The following is a 1,501-nucleotide window of genomic DNA, read 5'->3' on the forward strand; positions in this document are numbered from 1 at the left end:
GAACTACAAGGGCTTCCCCGTCCGTCAAGCGCAAGTTGATCCCAGGCCCGCATAGCGGGCCTTGTTGTTGGTGCGTCTTCAAGACCCGACGGCCGCGATCAGCTCAAGCGCTCAGGCAGACAACAAGGTGCGGACTGGCCAAACTACAAACGGTCATTCGTGTGGCGTGTTCAGTGCCACGGACCCTGATGAAGGACGCACGCGGGGGACCCATTCGTTAGCCGGCGATCGAGCCGCCCTGGAGTTGATCGGTCACGCCCCGCGCAGGTCCAAACCTGTTGTCATCAACGCTTGCCGTCACACGGCGGTGGGTTCAGCAGCCCGGGCTGCGAATCAGTTGGATGGTGTTGTCGTTCATCGCGGCCCTGCCTCAGGCAGGCATCGCAAAGTCTTCGCCCTTGCGCAGCACCGCCCAGGCCATGCGCGCGTTCTTGGCCGCGATGGCCACCACGGCCTTCCAGTAGCCTCGTCGCTCGGCCAGCGCCACGGCCCAGCGGCTGATCGGGTCGGTCTTGTTCTTGGCCGCGGCCAGCAAGGCTCTCGCACCCAGCACCAGCAGGCTGCGCAGGTAGGCATCACCGGCCTTGGTGATGCGCCCCAGCCGGGTCTTGCCGCCCGAGCTGTACTGCCCCGGCGCCAGGCCGAGCCACGCGGCAAACTGCCGTCCGTTGTCGAAGTCGTGGCCGTTGCCGATCATCGCCAGCAGACAGGTGGCGGTGGTCTCGCCCACGCCGCTGAGCTGCATCAGGCGCTTGGCTCTGGCGTCGTCGCGGGCCATCGTCTGGATGTGCCGGTCGTACTGGGCGATGCGCTCATCCAGGCGGCTGACCTCGCTGAGCAGATCACCGATGACGGTGTTGGCGTAGCCGGGCAGATCCTCCAGGCACTCGCAGGCGCGGCGGCGCACGGTGGCGGCCTTGAGCGGCAGCACGATGCCGAACTCGCTCAAGCAGCCGCGGATGCGGTTGAGCGTGGCGGTGCGCTGCTCCACGAAGCCTTGCCGCGCGCGGTGCACCATCAGGCGCGACTGCTGCTCCAGGCTCTTCATCGGCACGAAACGCATGTGCGGGCGCTGCACGGCTTCGCAGATGGCCGCGGCGTCTGCAGCGTCGTTCTTGCCGCGCTTGCCGCTCATGCGGTAGGGCGTGACGAACTTGGGCGCGATCAGGCGCACGGTGTGGCCATGCGCCTCGAACTGCCGGGCCCAGTGGTGCGCGCCCGAGCAGGCCTCCATGCCGATCACGCACGGCGGCAGCGCGGCGATCAGCTCCGGCAGTTTGTCGCGCGCCACAGCGGGCTTCAAGAGTTCAGGCCTGCCGGCCTGGTTCACGCCGTGAACCGCAAACACGTTCTTGGCGAGATCGATGCCAACCGTCAGAATCGTCATGGACTTCCCCTTCCGGATGAGTTGATGAGAAACCGCACTTCCCATCGTGGCACTCAGTTGCCGTCTGCCGCTTCGCGGCTGGTCCGGGACGGGGAAGTCCCTTTCATTCGTTAG

1 protein-coding gene is annotated in these 1,501 nt (G+C 66.4%); it reads right to left on the reverse strand.

The features are described 5' to 3' along the window. Window positions 1-370: 370 nt before the first annotated feature. Window positions 371-1,387: an IS110 family RNA-guided transposase gene (locus KAK07_RS25040; protein ID WP_210863696.1), complete on the reverse strand. Its 1,017-nt coding sequence runs from the start codon at window positions 1,385-1,387 to the stop codon at window positions 371-373. Between the last annotated feature and the right edge of the window lie 114 nt (window positions 1,388-1,501).

Origin of the sequence: Ideonella alba (assembly GCF_018069875.1) — a bacterium.
Classification (GTDB): Bacteria; Pseudomonadota; Gammaproteobacteria; order Burkholderiales; family Burkholderiaceae_C; genus Ideonella; species Ideonella alba.